This is a genomic window from Streptomyces sp. NPDC034086, assembly GCF_055575515.1.
Window position 1 is genome coordinate 415,232 of sequence record NZ_JBVISM010000003.1, and the last position, 16,527, is coordinate 431,758.

At 69.9% G+C, this 16,527-nt stretch carries 16 protein-coding genes; 9 read left to right on the top strand and 7 right to left on the bottom strand.

What is annotated here, in order from left to right; genetic code table 11:
- Positions 1–518: 518 nt before the first annotated feature.
- Entirely contained in the window at positions 519–2,309 is a 1,791-nt protein-coding gene (gene dnaA, locus ACZ514_RS11870; protein ID WP_468698653.1) for a chromosomal replication initiator protein DnaA, read from the bottom strand.
- Positions 2,310–2,666: 357 nt separating this feature from the next.
- On the opposite strand from dnaA, the gene rpmH reads away from it, so the two are divergent.
- From rpmH to ACZ514_RS11915, 9 genes are all read left to right on the top strand, one after another.
- Positions 2,667–2,804, top strand: coding sequence for a 50S ribosomal protein L34 (gene rpmH / locus ACZ514_RS11875; RefSeq protein ID WP_018547628.1), 138 nt, complete (start codon positions 2,667–2,669; stop codon positions 2,802–2,804).
- 21 nt (positions 2,805–2,825) lie between these two features.
- The gene (gene rnpA / locus ACZ514_RS11880; RefSeq protein WP_468164027.1) at positions 2,826–3,200 is read left to right on the top strand and encodes a ribonuclease P protein component; all 375 of its coding nucleotides are present in this window, start codon (positions 2,826–2,828) and stop codon (positions 3,198–3,200) included.
- Positions 3,197–3,478 carry a membrane protein insertion efficiency factor YidD gene (gene yidD, locus ACZ514_RS11885; RefSeq protein WP_007265231.1) on the top strand — a complete coding sequence of 94 codons (282 nt, stop codon included), beginning with the start codon at positions 3,197–3,199 and terminating at the stop codon, positions 3,476–3,478. The genes rnpA and yidD overlap by 4 nt, the downstream gene beginning before the upstream one ends.
- 3 nt (positions 3,479–3,481) lie before the next feature.
- Positions 3,482–4,588 (top strand): membrane protein insertase YidC, encoded by a 1,107-nt coding sequence (yidC, locus tag ACZ514_RS11890; RefSeq protein WP_468164029.1) that lies wholly within the window; start codon positions 3,482–3,484, stop codon positions 4,586–4,588.
- Between the two features lie 14 nt (positions 4,589–4,602).
- Complete coding sequence (locus ACZ514_RS11895) at positions 4,603–5,115, top strand: Jag family protein (RefSeq protein WP_468164031.1); 513 nt, start codon at positions 4,603–4,605, stop codon at positions 5,113–5,115.
- Between the two features lie 128 nt (positions 5,116–5,243).
- Positions 5,244–5,981 (top strand): 16S rRNA (guanine(527)-N(7))-methyltransferase RsmG, encoded by a 738-nt coding sequence (gene rsmG, locus ACZ514_RS11900; RefSeq protein ID WP_468164033.1) that lies wholly within the window; start codon positions 5,244–5,246, stop codon positions 5,979–5,981.
- Between the two features lie 256 nt (positions 5,982–6,237).
- On the top strand, positions 6,238–7,365 hold the full coding sequence (locus ACZ514_RS11905) for a ParA family protein (protein ID WP_468164035.1): 1,128 nt from the start codon (positions 6,238–6,240) through the stop codon (positions 7,363–7,365).
- The gene (locus ACZ514_RS11910) at positions 7,362–8,438 is read left to right on the top strand and encodes a ParB/RepB/Spo0J family partition protein (protein WP_468164037.1); all 1,077 of its coding nucleotides are present in this window, start codon (positions 7,362–7,364) and stop codon (positions 8,436–8,438) included. The genes ACZ514_RS11905 and ACZ514_RS11910 overlap by 4 nt, the downstream gene beginning before the upstream one ends.
- An 85-nt stretch (positions 8,439–8,523) precedes the next feature.
- Complete coding sequence (locus ACZ514_RS11915; RefSeq protein WP_468164039.1) at positions 8,524–9,147, top strand: GNAT family N-acetyltransferase; 624 nt, start codon at positions 8,524–8,526, stop codon at positions 9,145–9,147.
- 113 nt (positions 9,148–9,260) lie between these two features.
- Here ACZ514_RS11915 and trxA read toward each other — a convergent pair whose 3' ends face one another.
- The 6 genes from trxA to murJ form a co-directional block, all read right to left on the bottom strand.
- Complete coding sequence (gene trxA / locus ACZ514_RS11920; protein WP_468164041.1) at positions 9,261–9,593, bottom strand: thioredoxin; 333 nt, start codon at positions 9,591–9,593, stop codon at positions 9,261–9,263.
- Positions 9,594–9,643: 50 nt separating this feature from the next.
- Positions 9,644–10,603, bottom strand: a complete 960-nt coding sequence (gene trxB / locus ACZ514_RS11925; RefSeq protein WP_468164044.1) for a thioredoxin-disulfide reductase — start codon at positions 10,601–10,603, stop codon at positions 9,644–9,646.
- A gap of 147 nt (positions 10,604–10,750) precedes the next feature.
- The gene (locus ACZ514_RS11930; protein WP_469124631.1) at positions 10,751–11,761 is read right to left on the bottom strand and encodes an anti-sigma factor family protein; all 1,011 of its coding nucleotides are present in this window, start codon (positions 11,759–11,761) and stop codon (positions 10,751–10,753) included.
- The gene (sigM, locus tag ACZ514_RS11935) at positions 11,758–12,459 is read right to left on the bottom strand and encodes an RNA polymerase sigma factor SigM (RefSeq protein WP_468698668.1); all 702 of its coding nucleotides are present in this window, start codon (positions 12,457–12,459) and stop codon (positions 11,758–11,760) included. The genes ACZ514_RS11930 and sigM overlap by 4 nt, the downstream gene beginning before the upstream one ends.
- Before the next feature lie 25 nt (positions 12,460–12,484).
- Positions 12,485–14,200, bottom strand: a complete 1,716-nt coding sequence (locus ACZ514_RS11940) for a protein kinase family protein (protein WP_469124632.1) — start codon at positions 14,198–14,200, stop codon at positions 12,485–12,487.
- 117 nt (positions 14,201–14,317) lie between these two features.
- A complete protein-coding gene (murJ, locus tag ACZ514_RS11945; RefSeq protein WP_469124633.1) occupies positions 14,318–16,495 on the bottom strand; it encodes a murein biosynthesis integral membrane protein MurJ in 2,178 nt (725 codons plus the stop codon).
- Between the last annotated feature and the right edge of the window lie 32 nt (positions 16,496–16,527).

The window sequence follows — 16,527 nt, forward strand, 5'->3', positions numbered from 1 at the left end:
CCGTCCCCAGGAGACCCCCACTACTCCACAGGTGTGTCCCCAGCTTTTCCCCAGAAGTCCACAGAGCAAACGTCGACATCCGTGTGACCGCTTTCACTCGGGGCGGTGAGCGCGGGTGTGCCGTTGCCGAACAGTGGACAACGGTGTGGAGAACCGCCGGGAACCTGTGCACAGGATGCGGGAACCTGTGGGCCGGCGGTGGACAGAGGAGTGGACGAGCCTGTGGACGGTTTTTCTGTCCACAGGCTGTGGATGACGCTTGCGCACAATTCCACAGGCATCTGACCTGGCCTGATGGGGTCTCAACCCGAAGACCTGTGGACAGATTGTGGGCGACGCCGCCTGTCCTCAGGCTGTGGACGGAAGAAACCGGGGGAATCTGTGGATGACGGCCCCTCCCGGGGGCGCATTCGAACAGAGCAGGGGCGCACGGACGAAGAAGGGCGCCCCCGGTCCACGCCGGAAGCGCCCTGTCGTGAGGTGTGAGGGGCCGCCAGCAGGCCTCCACGGGGCCCGAGTCAGCCGTTCTTGATGCGGTTCGTGAGCTCGGTGACCTGGTTGTAGATGGAGCGCCGTTCCGCCATCAGGGCGCGGATCTTGCGGTCCGCGTGCATGACGGTGGTGTGGTCCCTGCCGCCGAACTGGGCCCCGATCTTGGGCAGCGACAGGTCCGTCAGTTCCCTGCACAGGTACATGGCGATCTGCCGCGCGGTCACCAGGACGCGGCTGCGGGAGGACCCGCACAGGTCGTCCACGGTCAGCCCGAAGTAGTCGGCGGTGGCCGCCATGATGTCGGAGGCGGTGATCTCGGGGGCGCTGTCCTCGCCGCCCGGGATCAGGTTCTTGAGGACGTCCTCCGTGAGCCCCAGGTCCACCGGCTGCCGGTTGAGGCTCGCGAAGGCGGTGACGCGGATCAGCGCCCCCTCCAGCTCGCGGATGTTGCGCGAGATGCGGGAGGCGATGAACTCCAGTACCTCCGGCGGGGCGTTGAGCTGCTCCTGGACGGCCTTCTTGCGCAGGATCGCGATCCGGGTCTCCAGCTCGGGCGGCTGGACGTCCGTGATCAGGCCCCACTCGAAGCGGTTGCGGAGCCTGTCCTCCAGGGTGACGAGCTGCTTGGGCGGCCGGTCGGAGGACAGGACGATCTGCTTGTTGGCGTTGTGGAGCGTGTTGAAGGTGTGGAAGAACTCCTCCTGCGTCGACTCCTTGCTCGCGAGGAACTGGATGTCGTCGACGAGCAGGATGTCCATCTCGCGGTACCGCTTGCGGAAGGCGTCGCCCTTGCCGTCGCGGATGGAGTTGATGAACTCGTTGGTGAACTCCTCCGAGCTCACGTACCGCACGCGGGTGCCGGGGTAGAGGCTCCGCGCGTAGTGCCCGATGGCGTGCAGCAGGTGCGTCTTGCCGAGCCCCGACTCCCCGTAGATGAACAGCGGGTTGTACGCCTTCGCCGGCGCCTCGGCGACGGCCACCGCGGCGGCGTGCGCGAAGCGGTTGGAGGCGCCGATGACGAAGGTGTCGAAGAGGTACTTCGGGTTCAGCCGGGCGGTCGGCTCGAGCGGGCCCGAGGTGGAGCCGCCGGAGGGCGCCGACGGCGGCGGCGCCGGGGTGGGGCGGCCGGGCGCGGAGCGCGGGGCGGACTGCTCGTACTGCTGCTGCTCGTAGCCCTGCGGCTCGTACGGCTGGGATTCGTACGAGGGCTGCTCGTACTTCTGGGGGTCGTACTTCTGGGACTCGTACTTCTGCCCCTCGTAGCCGCCCTGGTCGTAGCCCTGGTCGGGCTGCTGGAGGTAGCCGGGCTGCGGCGAGGCGTACGGGTCGCGCTCGGGGAAGCCTCCCAGGCGCTGCTGCTGCCAGCCGTACTCGTCCTGGCCGCCGCGGGGCCAGGAGCCGGGCTCCTGGCGCGGCTGCTGGTAGTCCGGGTAGGCGGGGCGGGCAGCGGGCAGGTCCTCGCCGGCGCCGGGGCGCTGGCCGCCGTACGGCTCGTAGCCCTCGCGGGGGGAGGAGGCGGGCGGGGCCGGCGGGGCGGGCTCGCCCGCGGAGTCGTCGACCGTGATGGCGATGCGGATCGGGCGGCCGCACTCGCGGCTCAGCGCGTCGCTGATGAGGGGGGCGAGACGGCCCTCGAGGACGCGCTTGCCCCATTCGTTGGGGACGGCGAGCAGGGCGGTGTCGGCGACGAGGGCCAGCGGCTGGCATCGTTCCACCCACTGCTTGTCCTTGGGTTCGATCCCCTGCTGGCCCTCCCCGAGCAGCTTCTCGAGCACGCGTGGCCACACTGCGGCAAGATCGGCAGGTACGTCAGCCACAGAGCACGCTCTCTCACAGGTCCCGTCCCACGAATGTGTGGTTCTTTGGGACGGTCGGGACAAAAAATCCGGGATCAGTCAACGGTAGTCAGGCCGGTGGCCAGGGTTCAAGTCGTTGTCCACAGCCTGTGCACAGTGTGGGGCAGGGGCGCTCGGTTTGACCGGATGGCGTAGCCGCGCGTACCGTAACGAGGTCGAGTTGTCGATGGCTGCTGCCGCCTGCCTACCGATGGGCGAAGATCACGCATTGTGATCGTTTAGCGGTGTCCACTCGGGCGAACACGCGAGTTCCTCGTGGGCGCACGGTGACAGCCAGGCGATGTACCGCCACAACGATTCATTCTCTGGAGCCCCCGAGTGAGCAAGCGCACCTTCCAGCCGAACAACCGCCGTCGTGCCAAGACCCACGGCTTCCGTCTCCGGATGCGTACCCGTGCCGGTCGCGCGATCCTCGCGAACCGTCGCAGCAAGGGCCGCGCCGCCCTTTCCGCGTAACAACGCGCAGGTCGTGACGTCGTGCTGTCTCCCGAAAATCGGCTGAGGCGGCGCGAGGACTTCGCGAGCGCGGTGCGTCGAGGACGCCGGGCCGGTCGCCCGTTCCTCGTCGTCCACCTACGTACAAGCGGTGCCACGGACCCGCACGAGCCGGGGGATGCAGATCCCTCGCCGCGTGCGGGTTTCGTCGTCAGCAAGGCTGTCGGCATCGCCGTCGTCCGCAACCGGGTCAAGCGCCGGCTCCGTCATCTCGTGCGTGATCGGCTGGCACAGCTGCCCGCCGGTAGCCTGGTGGTGGTGCGGGCCCTGCCCGGAGCCGCTGACGCCGGTGTCGACGAGCTGGCCCGCGACCTGGACGCCGCCTTGGCGCGGCTGCTGGGAGGCGTGGCTCGATGAAGTACCCGCTGCTCGCTTTGATCAAGCTGTACCAGTGGACGATCAGTCCGCTGCTCGGGCCGGTGTGCCGCTATTACCCGTCGTGTTCGCACTACGGGTTCACGGCCATCGACCGGCATGGTGCGGTGAAGGGGACGGCTCTGACCGCCTGGCGGATCCTGCGGTGCAATCCGTGGTCCCCGGGCGGTGTGGATCATGTCCCACCCCGGAAACGCCCGCGTTGGCACGAGCAGCTGCGCAGTGCGTTGCGTAGATCTCGCAATGCTCAAGGAGCCTGATTAGTGGACACGATTGCCAGTCTGTTCAGCTTTATCACCACACCCGTGTCGTGGATCATCGTCCAGTTCCACAAGCTGTACGGGGCGGTCTTCGGTGCGGACAGTGGGTGGGCCTGGGGCCTGTCCATCGTGTCCCTGGTGGTCCTGATCCGCATCTGCCTGATCCCGCTCTTCGTGAAGCAGATCAAGGCGACGCGGGGCATGCAGGCGCTCCAGCCGAAGATGAAGGCGATCCAGGAGCGCTACAAGAACGACAAGCAGCGTCAGTCCGAAGAGATGATGAAGCTGTACAAGGAGACGGGTACCAACCCGCTCTCCTCGTGCCTTCCCATCCTGGCGCAGTCCCCGTTCTTCTTCGCGCTCTACCACGTGCTCGCGAGCATCGCCAACGGCAAGACCGTCGGTGTCATCAACCAGTCGCTGCTGGAGAGCGCCCGGCAGGCCCACATCTTCGGTGCCCCGCTGGCCGCGAAGTTCACGGACTCCGCCGACAAGGTCGCGAGCCTGAACGCCTCGATCACCGACGTGCGCGTCGTGACCGCCATCATGATCATCCTGATGTCGCTGTCGCAGTTCTACACGCAGCGCCAGCTGATGCAGAAGAACGTCGACCTCTCGGTCAAGACGCCCTTCATGCAGCAGCAGAAGATGCTCATGTACATCTTCCCGGTGATCTTCGCCGTGATGGGCATCAACTTCCCCGTCGGTGTCCTCGTCTACTGGCTGACCACCAACGTGTGGACCATGGGCCAGCAGATGTACGTGATCAACCAGAACCCGACGCCGGGCAGCAAGGCCCAGGACCAGTACCTGACCCGCCTGCTGAAGCACGTCAGCACCCACGGCAACGTCAAGGGCCGCAGCAAGAAGAAGATCGTCGCGGCGATCGTGGCCAAGGGTCCGGACCGCAACGACAACGAGCGGAAGTTCATCACCGCGCTGACGAAGCAGGGCATGGCCGCGCAGCCGGACGGTTCCGTGATCAAGAGTTCTGAGGCCACGGCCGACTCGGACGCGGCGAGCGGCGGTGTCGCCACCAAGCGGCAGCAGCCGAAGCGGCAGTCGAAGTCGAAGCGTCAGACGCCCCCCAGCAAGCCCTCCAAGAAGTAGAAGGAGTCCCTCCCGTGACGGAAGGCACCACCACCGCCGCCGCTGAGAGTGGCGACACCCTGACCCGCCTCGAGCAGGAGGGTGAGATCGCGGCCGACTACCTTGAGGGTCTGCTGGACATCGCCGACCTGGACGGCGACATCGACATGGACGTCGAGGCCGACCGTGCCGCGGTGTCGATCGTCAGCGACTCCTCCAGCCGCGACCTGATGAAGCTCGTGGGCCGCGAGGGCGAGGTCCTGGAGGCCCTCCAGGAGCTGACCCGTCTCGCCGTGCACCGGGAGACCGGCGACCGCAGCCGGCTGATGCTGGACATCGCGGGCTTCCGGGCGAAGAAGCGCGAGGAACTGGCGGCGCTGGGCGCCCAGGCCGCAGCGGACGTGAAGGCCTCGGGCGAGCCGCTGAAGCTGGCCCCGATGACCCCCTTCGAACGCAAGGTCGTCCACGACGCCGTGGCGGCCGCCGGTCTGAAGAGCGAGTCCGAGGGCGAGGAGCCGCAGCGCTTCGTCGTTGTGCTCCCGGCCTGACCGGAATGTGGTGCGTCGGCCCCGCCTGTGTCGCAGGCGGGGCCGAAGTTTGTAAGCCTGGCAGTTGAACGACACGGCTGAACGACACGGTTCTGGCGTGAGCGGTTCTGTACGGAAGGACGGTCCCCGTGACGGAGGCAGCGGAGCTTCCCGCAGCGCCTGAAGAGGCGCCCCCGGCGCCCGAACAGGCGCGCGCGGTGTTCGGTGAGTTTTTCCCGGAAGCGGTGCGGTACGCGGAGCTGCTGGCGGACGCGGGGGTCAAGCGGGGCCTGATCGGGCCGCGTGAGGTTCCCCGGCTGTGGGAGCGGCACCTGCTGAACTGCGCGGTGCTGTCCGAGGTGGTGCCCGAGGGCGTCACGGTGTGCGACGTGGGCTCGGGTGCCGGCCTGCCCGGTATCCCGCTCGCCCTGGTGCGGCGGGACCTGAAGATCACTCTGCTGGAACCCCTGCTGCGCCGGACGACCTTCCTCCAGGAGGCCGTGGAGCTGCTCGGGCTGGACCACGTCACCGTGGTGCGCGGCCGGGCCGAGGAAGTACTCGGCAAGCTCCAGCCGGTGCACGTGGTGACCGCCCGTGCCGTGGCTCCGCTGGACCGGCTGGCGGGATGGGGTGTGCCCCTGCTGCGTCCTTACGGGGAGATGCTGGCCCTGAAGGGTGACACCGCCGAGGAGGAGCTGGTCGCGGCGAAGGTGGCGCTGACCAAGCTCGGTGTGGTGAAGACCTCGGTGCTCCACGTGGGCGAGGGCGTCGTCGACCCCCTGTCCACGGTGGTCCGGGTGGAGGTGGGCGAAAGCCCCGGCGGAGTGAGGTTCGCGGCCAAGCGGGCTAAGGCCGCGCGGGTGGGGCGGACGCGCAGGCGTCGGTGATCCGTGCCGCCGGGGGTGTCCTTCGGGGAGGGTTGGGCCCTATAGGTATGGATTTCGGAGTGTCGTAGCGGGCTGCAGACTCCGTCCGGGCATCGTGTTTCACGTGAAACGTCGCTCTCTGCTGCACGGAATCATCAGCCGCGGCCGTGCTGCTGCGGCCCCCCGCGACCGTAAGGACGCGGGGGTGACGGAGTTGTCCACAACGGTGGATTCATCCACAGGAGAACGGGCCCCGCTGGTTCGCGACCCGGGTGGCATGGCAGTCTCTGTTCATCGCGAGCCCGCTGCCGAGGAGAGTGACACCGTGCGGTCCGACGCCAACCTCGCGGGGCCGATGGCCGATCCGGTCCCCGGTCCCCGCTCTGAATCGCCAGGTGGGGGAGTCCCCCTGGGAACACCCCCGGCGGTAGCGGGGGGAGACACGTCCTCCCCGTCCCTCGTGGACAACGACGACATCGAGGACACCCCGATCGGCCGTGGCGCCCAGCAGGCGATCGAGGCCATCGGGCGCACCGGTACCGCCCTCCCGCGGCCGGCGCAGACCCGGATCATGGTCGTGGCCAACCAGAAGGGCGGCGTCGGCAAGACCACGACGACCGTGAACCTGGCGGCCTCGCTGGCCCTGCACGGTGCCCGGGTCCTGGTCATCGACCTCGACCCGCAGGGCAACGCCTCCACCGCCCTGGGCATCGACCACCACGCGGAGGTGCCGTCCATCTACGACGTGCTCGTCGACAGCCGGCCCCTGCTGGAGGTCGTCCAGCCGGTGGTGGACGTGGAGGGCCTGTTCTGTGCCCCCGCCACGATCGACCTCGCGGGCGCGGAGATCGAGCTGGTGTCGCTGGTGGCCCGTGAGAGCCGGCTCCAGCGGGCGATCCAGGCGTACGAGCAGCCCCTCGACTACATCCTCATCGACTGCCCGCCCTCTCTGGGCCTGCTGACGGTGAACGCCATGGTGGCCGGGGCGGAGGTGCTGATCCCGATCCAGTGCGAGTACTACGCGCTGGAGGGCCTGGGACAGCTGCTGCGCAATGTCGAGCTGGTGCGGGCCCACCTGAACCCGGCCCTGCACGTGTCGACGATCCTGCTGACGATGTACGACGGCAGGACGCGACTGGCCTCGCAGGTGGCGGATGAGGTGCGCACCCACTTCGGCAAGGAGGTGCTGCGCACGAGCATCCCGCGGTCGGTGCGGATCTCGGAGGCTCCGAGCTACGGGCAGACGGTTCTCACGTACGACCCGAGTTCCAGCGGTGCCCTTTCCTACCTGGAGGCAGCGCGCGAGATGGCGCTGCGGGGTGCCGGAATCCATTACGACGCCCAGCACGCCCATCTGGGCGCGGGCATGAACAGCACGCAGAGTGTGGCGGAGGGGATCCAGTGAGCGAGCGACGTAGGGGCCTGGGGCGGGGGCTCGGCGCGCTGATCCCGGCCGCTCCTCAGGAGCCGGTGATGGGTACGGGGTCGACGTCTCCGTCGGCGCTGCCGGTACTGCCCTCGGAGCGGGGGGTCGCCGCGGCGAAGCTCGCCGCTCTGGTGCAGGCCGATGTTTCACGTGAAACATCGCACCCGGTCGAGGAGCGGGCGCCGCGGCCGGCGATCGAGGGAGTGCCGGGGGCGAGATTCGCGGCGCTTCCCCTGGACGCGATCTCGCCCAACCCGTCCCAGCCGCGCAACATGGAGCAGCTGGACGAAGAGGCCATGGCGGAGATGGTCTCCTCCATCCAGACGGTGGGCCTGCTCCAGCCCGTGGTGGTCCGCGAGACGGAGCCCGGCCGCTATGAGCTGATCATGGGCGAGCGGCGATTCCGGGCCTGCGGTATGGCCGGGATGGATCGCATCCCCGCGATCATCCGGGCGACGGACGATGACAGGCTCCTGCTGGACGCCCTCCTGGAGAACCTGCACCGGGTCCAGCTGAACCCCCTGGAGGAGGCCGCCGCGTACGACCAGCTCCTCCGGGAGTTCAACTGCACCCACGACCAGCTGGCGGACCGGATCGGTCGATCCCGTCCGCAGGTCTCGAACACCCTGCGTCTGCTGAAGCTTTCGCCCAAGGTGCAGAGCCGGGTGGCCGCGGGAGTGCTGTCTGCCGGGCACGCGCGGGCGCTGCTGTCGGTGGAGGACTCGGACGAGCAGGACCGTCTTGCCCAGCGGATCGTGGCCGAGGGCCTGTCGGTGCGTTCGGTCGAGGAGATCGTGCAGCTGATGGGCTCGGAGCCGGCGAGCGCCGTGAAGCCCAAGGGCCCGCGGGCGGGGACTCGGGTGTCTCCGGCGCTGAGTGAGCTGGCGACGCGTCTGTCGGACCGGTTCGAGACCCGGGTGAAGGTGGACCTGGGCCAGAAGAAGGGCAAGATCACCGTCGAGTTCGCATCGATGGAGGACCTGGAGCGGATCCTGGGGACCCTGGCACCGGGCGAGGGCCGCGTTCTCGAACAGGGTCTCTCCGGGGAGTAGTACCCGGGTCGTTCCCCTCACTGCCCCCTGCTTCTTCGAGATGTCCACACTCGAAGAAGCAGGGGGCAGTGCTTACGATGTGGTCATGGGTCGTCGGCTGGTACCGCTCACGCTGGACAACCTCCAGGACCTGCCCCGGCGTTGCCGGAGCTGCGTGTTCTGGGAGCTGGATCCCGTCACCGGTGAGGCCGCCGTGAAGGCGGGAACTCCGGAGCTGGAGAAGGAGGCCTGGATCTCCGCCGTCCTCCTGGACTGGGGATCCTGTGGCCGGGTGGTCTACGTGGACGAGGTCCCGGTGGGGTTCGTGCTGTACGCCCCGCCCGCGTATGTGCCGAGGGCCGCGTCCTTCCCGACGAGCCCGGTGTCTCCGGACGCGGTACAGCTGATCACGGGCTGGATCATGCCGGGGTATCAGGGGCAGGGGCTGGGCCGGGTGATGGTCCAGACGGTCGCGAAGGACCTGCTTCGGCGAGGCTTCAAGGCCATCGAGGCGTTCGGGGAGGCACGGTGGGAGCGGCCCGCCTGTCTGCTGCCGGCCGACCACCTGCTGTCGGTGGGGTTCAAGACCGTACGCCCGCATCCGGCCCACCCCCGGCTGCGGCTGGAGCTGCGCACGACCCTGTCGTGGAAGGAAGACGTGGAGCTGGCCCTGGACCGCCTGTTGGGTGGAGCCAGGGCCCGCAAGGAACCGGCACTGCGCCCGCTGTGAGCAGCCGGCGCGGAACGGGGCCGCCCCTGGTGGGGCGGCCCCGTTTCACGTGAAACCCCGCTACCGATGAGCGGAGCGCCTGGGTCCTCAGGCCTGTCAGGCCTTCATGCCTGTCAGGCCTGGATGAAACCTTCGAGGTCACGCAGGATGGCGGCCTTGGGCTTGGCGCCGACGATGGTCTTGGCGACCTCGCCACCCTTGTAGACGTTCAGCGTCGGGATGGACATGACGCCGTACCGGGCAGCCGTGGCCGGGTTCTGGTCGATGTTGAGCTTGACGATCTCGATCTCCTCGCCGTGCTCGGCGGCGATGGCCTCCAGCGAAGGCGCGATCTGGCGGCACGGGCCGCACCATTCGGCCCAGAAGTCGACCAGCACGGGCTTGTCGCTGCGCAGGACGACTTCGTCGAAGTCCGCGTCGGTCACGTTCTTGAGGGTGCCGGCCACAGCGGCCTCCTTCTCTTCTACGGGGTGTGGGGTGTGGGGAGGGGGCGGGATCAGACGGTCGCGGTCGCCGGTTCGGCGTCCGCGAGGGCCGCGAGGAAGCGCTCCGCGTCGAGGGCGGCGGAGCAGCCGGTGCCGGCCGCGGTGATGGCCTGACGGTAGGTGTGGTCCACCACGTCACCGGCGCCGAAGACCCCGGTGAGGTTGGTACGCGTCGAGGGGGCGTCGACCTTGAGGTAGCCCTCGTCGTCCAGGTCGAGCTGGCCGGTGAACAGTTCGGTGCGCGGGTCGTGTCCGACAGCGATGAACAGGCCGGTCACGGGCAGCTCGGACGTCTCACCGGTCTTGGTGTTGCGCAGGGTGAGGCCGGAGAGCTTCTGCTCGCCGTGGATCTCGGCGACCTCGCTGTCCCAGGCGAACTTGATCTTCGGGTCGGCGAACGCGCGGTCCTGCATGGTCTTGGAGGCGCGCAGGCTGTCACGGCGGTGGACGATCGTGACGGACTTGGCGAACCGGGAGAGGAAGGTGGCCTCCTCCATCGCGGTGTCACCGCCGCCGACGACGGCGATGTCCTGGTCCTTGAAGAAGAACCCGTCGCAGGTGGCGCACCAGGAGACACCGCGTCCGGAGAGGGCGTCCTCGTTGGGCAGGCCGAGCTTGCGGTGCTGGGAACCGGTGGTGACGATGACGGCCTTGGCGCGGTGCACCGTGCCGGCCGTGTCCGTGACGGTCTTGATCTCACCGGTCAGGTCCACGGCGACGACGTCGTCCGGGACGAGCTCGGCGCCGAAGCGCTCCGCCTGGTCGCGCATGTTGTCCATGAGGTCCGGACCCATGATGCCGTCCCGGAAGCCGGGGAAGTTCTCGACCTCGGTGGTGTTCATGAGCGCGCCGCCGGCGGTGACGGCACCTTCGAAGACCAGGGGGTTGAGCGAAGCGCGTGCGGTGTACAGGGCGGCCGTGTAACCGGCCGGCCCGGAGCCGATGATGATCACGTTTCGTACGTCGCTCACGGGTTCTTTCCTCGTCTCTGCGGACTTCGTGCTGCCTACCGGGGGCCGGTGCGGACTCTCACCCCACCCAACGGATCCTACGGCGCGCACATTCCCCGCTTGTCCCCTCCAGTCCCCCAAAGGGCGGGTCGTCACCCCGCGAGCCCGTCAGTTGCGGGGATACGTGCTGGTCAGCAGGGGCTTGGCCGGGGACGGCACCGCATGGTCGGCGCAGCCCGCAGGCACGAGGTAGGCGTCCACCCGGGCCGGGTCACCCGGGTGGGGCAGTACGACGAGGTAGACGGGAGTGCCCTGGTAGCTGCCGCGTTCGGCGGCGACGGGTGCCTCGGTGCGGCCCGTTCCCCGCTGGACGCAGGGCGGGACCGGTGTGCGGTCCGGCTCGGACTGCGGTGAGGCGAGCCGGTCGGCGGGTGCCAGGCCGGGGGAGGTGTCCTCCAGCCCCAGGGACTTGTCGGTCTCGCCCGGGGCGGTCTTCGGGGCGTTTCCGGCGGCTTCCCCGGCGAGGAGCTGCCGGACGTTCTGGCGGAGCCCCTGAGCCGTGTACCCCCCGGGGGTAGAGGAGCCTGCGGAGGCCCTCGCGGTGTCGTTGCGCGTGGCGGTGTCGTGCGAGCCGGTACCGCCCAGCCCGGTGAACAGGAAGACGCCGAGCGCGCAGGCGGCTGCCCCGGCGAGGCCGCTGAGGACGGCGATACGGCGCCGGGCGCGGCGACGGCCGGGACCGGTTGGGCCGGACGGGTGACCAGTGGGCCGGTGGGCCTCGGTCCGGCCGGAGCGATCGGAGCGGCCGGAGCGATCGGAGGGGCTGGCGGTCATCGGCGATGTTTCACGTGAAACATCGCCGACGGGACGCGGGTCGGGGGCGGCTGCCTCGGTCCGGGAGGTAGTCGAGTCGAGGAGCGCCTCGGCGGCGAGGGCGGCGTCGATCCGGCCGGCGATGGCGGACGGCATGCGCGGCGGCCCCGGCAGGGTGCCGAGGAGGGACCGGATCTCCTCCAGGGAGGCGAGGACGTCGGCGCACAGGGCACAGCCGCCGAGATGGCGGCGCACCTGGGCGGTGCGGGAGGGGGGCAACAGCCCTTCGGTGAGGTCGGAGATCTCCGAGACCTCCGGGTGCCAGGTCGTCCCGGCAGTGCCGGTCGTGCCGCTCGTGGGGCTCACGGTCGTCCACCTCCGCCCTTCACAGCGTCTGGATCCGGTTGGGGATTCCTGGGGTCTGCCGCAGGTGGGACGGCTGTCCCCGGCGTCCGGTTCCCTCCCCGCTCCGAGGTGCCGTTATCCCCGGCGTTCGCGCGCAGATGAGTGAGCATCGGGAGGAGTTTGGCCCGGCCGCGGGCGCACCGGCTCTTCACGGTGCCGGTGGGGACGTCGAGGACGCGGGCGGCTTCGGCGACGGGGTACCCCTGCATGTCGACCAGGACGAGGGCTGCCCGCTGCTCCGCGGGGAGGGTGGCCAGGGCGGCCAGGAGCTGGCGGTGGAGGTCCTGGCGCTCAGCGGGGGCCTCGGCGGACTCGTGGGGCTCCAGGAGCCGCTCCAGGCGGTCCGTGTCGTCGAGGGGGGCGGTCCGACGGGAGGCGGCCTTGCGGGCCCGGTCGAGGCAGGCGTTGACGGTGATCCGGTGCAGCCAGGTGGTGACGGCGGAATCGCCCCGGAAGGTGTGGGCGGCCCGGTAGGCGGAGACCAAGGCGTCCTGGACGGCGTCGGCGGCCTCCTCGCGGTCGCCGAGCGTGCGCAGTGCGACGGCCCAGAGCCGGTCGCGGTGGCGCCGTACGAGCTCGCCGAAGGCGTCGGGATCGCCCGCGACGTGCAGGGCCAGGAGATCCTGGTCGCTGCGCTCGCCGGTCGCGGAGTCGTCCAACGGTGAGCCCCCTCCCTGCTTCGCGTCAGCCCTTGAACTTCACGTCCGTGATGCCCTGCTTGTAGCCGGCCTTGCTGTAGTCCTCGTCGGGGGCGTAGGGCATGGCGGTGATCCACAGGAGGACGTAGCGCGTCTTGACCGGCTTCTCAACGGTCAGCTTCACGTTGTTGCTCTTGGTGGTCGTGCCCGCGATCTTCTTCATCGAGCCGACCTTGCCCTGGGGGTTGAGGGTGTCGGTGGCGTACAGGGCCAGGGTGTTGCGTTCGCCCTGGTACTTCAGCGCTATCGACGCTTCGCTCACGTCCTGCTCGGAACCGAGGTCGTAGACGATCCCGACGCCGTCCTTGATCTTGAACTCGGGGCCGTCGGCGTAGCTCTTGGTCCGCCAGTAGCTGGAACTGTCCCCGTCGTACGTCATGCCGACGGTGGTGGCGTTCTGCGGGGTGCCGTCCGGCGCGTACTCCTTGGCGTCCTTGATGGAGAGCGGGACGGGTTCCTTCTTCAGAGCCGTGTCGTTCGGGCCCTGCTGCTGTGTCTGGGTGTTCTCGCCGCCGTCCGGTTTGCCGCGGAGGAGGGTGTCGGCGAGCTGCCAGCTGCCGAGCCCCAGGGCGACGATCAGCAGGGCGGCGACGCCCCACTTCAGGGCCCGGCCGGTGCGGCTCTGCAGCGGTGGCGGGGGGACGGAGGCGACCGCCTGCGTGGAGGGCAGGCCGGCCGGGACGGGCCTGCCGTAGGTGCCCTGCTGGTAGGTGGTGTGCTGGTACTCCGGCGGCGCGGTGAAGACGGGCTCGGGCGGGCGGATGCGGGGCATCGCGGCGACGGCCTTGGCCAGCTCCTCCGGGCTGGTGCAGGGCGGCTCCTGCCGGGACGCGGTGGCCCCGTCGTTGGCGAGGGCGCGCATGGCGAGTTCGCCGAGCCCCCGGTGGACGCCGGCCCGGACCTGGTCGGGGGCGAGCAGACCGACGCCCTTGGGCAGGCCGCGCAGCCCGTAGGCGTCGTTCTCGTACGGCCAGCGCTGGGTGAGGGCGGCGTACAGCAGGGCGCCGATGGCCTCGGTGTCGGCCCGCTGCGGGGTGTCGCTGGTGATGCCGCGCAGGGCGGCGTTCACGGCGAGGCCGCGGATGCGGTACTGGCCCGAGGAGGTGCGCAGTATCGCGCTGGGTGTCAGGCGCAGGTGGGCCAGGCCCTCGCGGTGGGCAGCGGCCATCGCCTGGGAGACCTGGCTGACCAGCTGGTAGGCCTCGTGGGGTTCGAGGGTGCCGTCGGCGAGGACGGAGGTCAGTTCGGTGGCGTCGGGCAGCCACTCGTGGACGACGTAGACGAGGTCGTTCTCCTCCACGGCGTCGAGGACCTGGACGAAGCGCGGGTCGCCGAGCAGGGCGGAGGAGCGGGCGGCGGCCAGGACGCTGCGGGCCCGGGGGTGGTCGGCGGGCAGCAGGTGGACCCCCACCGCGCGGCGCAGCTTCTCGTCCATGGCCCGCCAGCTGCTGAACCCGTCCAAACGGGTGACGCACTCCTCCAGGCGGTAGCGCCGTGCGAGCTTGTGCCCGCTGTGGAGTTCCGGTGCGGCCGTGGGCGCCGCGCTTCTGCGTTCGCCGTCCTTTTCGGGCATGGGTCCGTCCGAGGCTTTTCCGTTCTGGGCGTCCACCCCGTCGGCCGTGGCCTTGGCCGCATCTGCGGCCAGCGGCTGCTCGCCGCTGTTGTCGGCCACGTCGACGGCAGCCGTGCTACGTTCCGCCACCGTCGTCCCTGCCTCCCCATCCGTTGCGCGCTGTCGGCCAGTCTGCGAAGCCATGCCAATTGTGCCCACAGTCCGCCGCTATGCACGACACACGAAGGGGGGTGACGGTTGTGCGCATCAGCGCCCCAGACGTCCGCGGACCATTCCGACCATGGAGTTGAGCTCTTCGATCCGCATCCGCTTGGCGGCGAGGAGGAACACGGCGCCGAGGGCGATGACACCCGCGACCAGGGCGGCGAGGGAACCGAGGGCTCCGTTGCCCAGCCACCGGGTGACCCCGTAGGCGGCGGCGCCCGCCACGGCGGCGGCCGGGACGCAGGCGCCGATCAGACGGGTGTACGTACGCATCACGTGGGCGCCGTCGAGGTCTCCGCCGAGGCGGGCCTTCAGGCGGCGCCAGGCCACGCCGACACCGACCGCGTACCCCAGGCCGTAGGCGGCGGCCATGCCGACGACGGCCCAGCGCGCCGGCAGGACGAAGAAGGCCAGGGCGGAGACGCCCGCGTTGACGGCGGCCACGATGACCGTGTTGTAGAACGGGGTCCGGGTGTCCTCGTAGGCGTAGAAGCCGCGCAGGACCACGTACTGGACGGAGTACGGGATCAGGCCGAGGCCGAAGGCCATGAGGATGAAACCGATGTTGGTGGCGTCGTCGGCGCCCGTGCTGGCGTAGAGCAGCGTCGCCATCGGGACGCCGAGTGCGAGGAAGGCGAAGGCGCAGGGCACGATCGCGACGGCCGAGGTGCGCAGGCCGTAGGAGATGTCGTCGCGGACCGCCGCGGCGTCGCCGTCGTGGGCCGAGCGCGAAATGCGGGGCAGCACGGCCGTCATGACGGAGACGGTGATGATGGCCTGCGGCATCTGCCAGAGCAGCAGGGCGTAGTTGTAGCCGGTGATGCCGGTACCGCCGTGGCCCTGCTTGTCGGCGATCTCACCGGCCCAGGTGGCGAGCTGGGTCACGACGACCAGGCCGAGCTGGTTGGCGAGGACGAAGAAGAACGTCCACTTGGCCAGACCGGCGGCCTTGCCCAGGCCGTGGCCCTTCCAGTCGAAGCGCAGCCGCATCCTGAAGCCGGCGTCGCGCAGGTAGGGCAGCATCGCCAGGGACTGGACGACGAGGCCGAGCAGGGTGCCGAGGCCCAGCAGGCGGACGCCCTCGGGGGTGATCGTCGCCTCGGAGACCCCGGTGGCGGTGAAGCCGCCGAAGGCCCAGATGAAGGCGCCGAAGGTGGCGATGACCACGATGTTGTTGAGGACCGGGGTCCACATCATCGCGCCGAACCGGCCGCGGGCGTTGAGGATCTGACCGAGGACCACGTGCACGCCCATGAAGAACATGGTGGGCAGGCAGTACTGCGCGAAGGCGACCGCGATGTCCATGCGCTGCGGGTTGTCGGCGATCTTCTGCGACATCATGCCGATGAAGAGCGGGGCCGCGAACACGCAGATGGTGGTGACCGCGCCCAGCAGGACCACCACGAGGGTCAGCAGGCGGTTGGCGTAGGCCTCGCCGCCGTCGGCGTCGTTCTTCATGGCCCGTACGAGCTGGGGGATGAAGACCGCGTTGAGGGCGCCGCCGCCGACGAGGACGTAGATCATCGTCGGCAGGGTGTTGGCGACCTGGTAGGAGTCGTTGAGGGACGCGACGCCGATGGCGCCGGCGATCACCAGGGTGCGGGCGAAGCCGGTGATGCGGGAGACGATCGTGCCGGCTGCCATCAGGGCGCTCGACTTCAGCAGGCCGGCGGCCTTGCCCGCGGGCTTGCTCGGCGCGGGGGCCGCGACCGGGGCCTCCTCGGCCGGGGCGCCGGGAACCGCCTGCTGGTCCCGGTAGAGGTGCGTGAAGGCGTCGGTCTCCGGGTCTTCCTCCGACGCGCTGGTCACGAGCGAGTCCACTCCGACGAACTGCGTCGTCGTCGCGTGGTCACCGTAGGGCAGGTGGCGGGAGGGGCCGTCCGGCTCGGGCGGCGGGGTCTGGGCCCAGACGCGCGGGTCGGGGCCGTGCGAGGGTGCCTGCGGGGCCGCGTAGAGCGGACCCGGCTCCTGGTAGGTGCCCGGCGGCGGCGGGGGGTGCGAGGCCCGGTCGTAGAGGGCCTCGGTCACGGGGTCCTGGGCCGACAGGTCCTGCGACCGGTAGGGGTCGTAGTCGTAGGCGTCCTGGACGTACGGGTCGTGGTCCGGCGCGGGCGCGGGCGCCGGAACCTGTCCGGGCACCGGAGCGCCCGGGGCAGTGCCCTGGGAGGGCATGGGCCCACCAGTGCCCCGCGCGCGGTCACCGTCGTACGGCGCGTTCATCGCAACCCCACCTCATCGTCCCCAGGCCGACC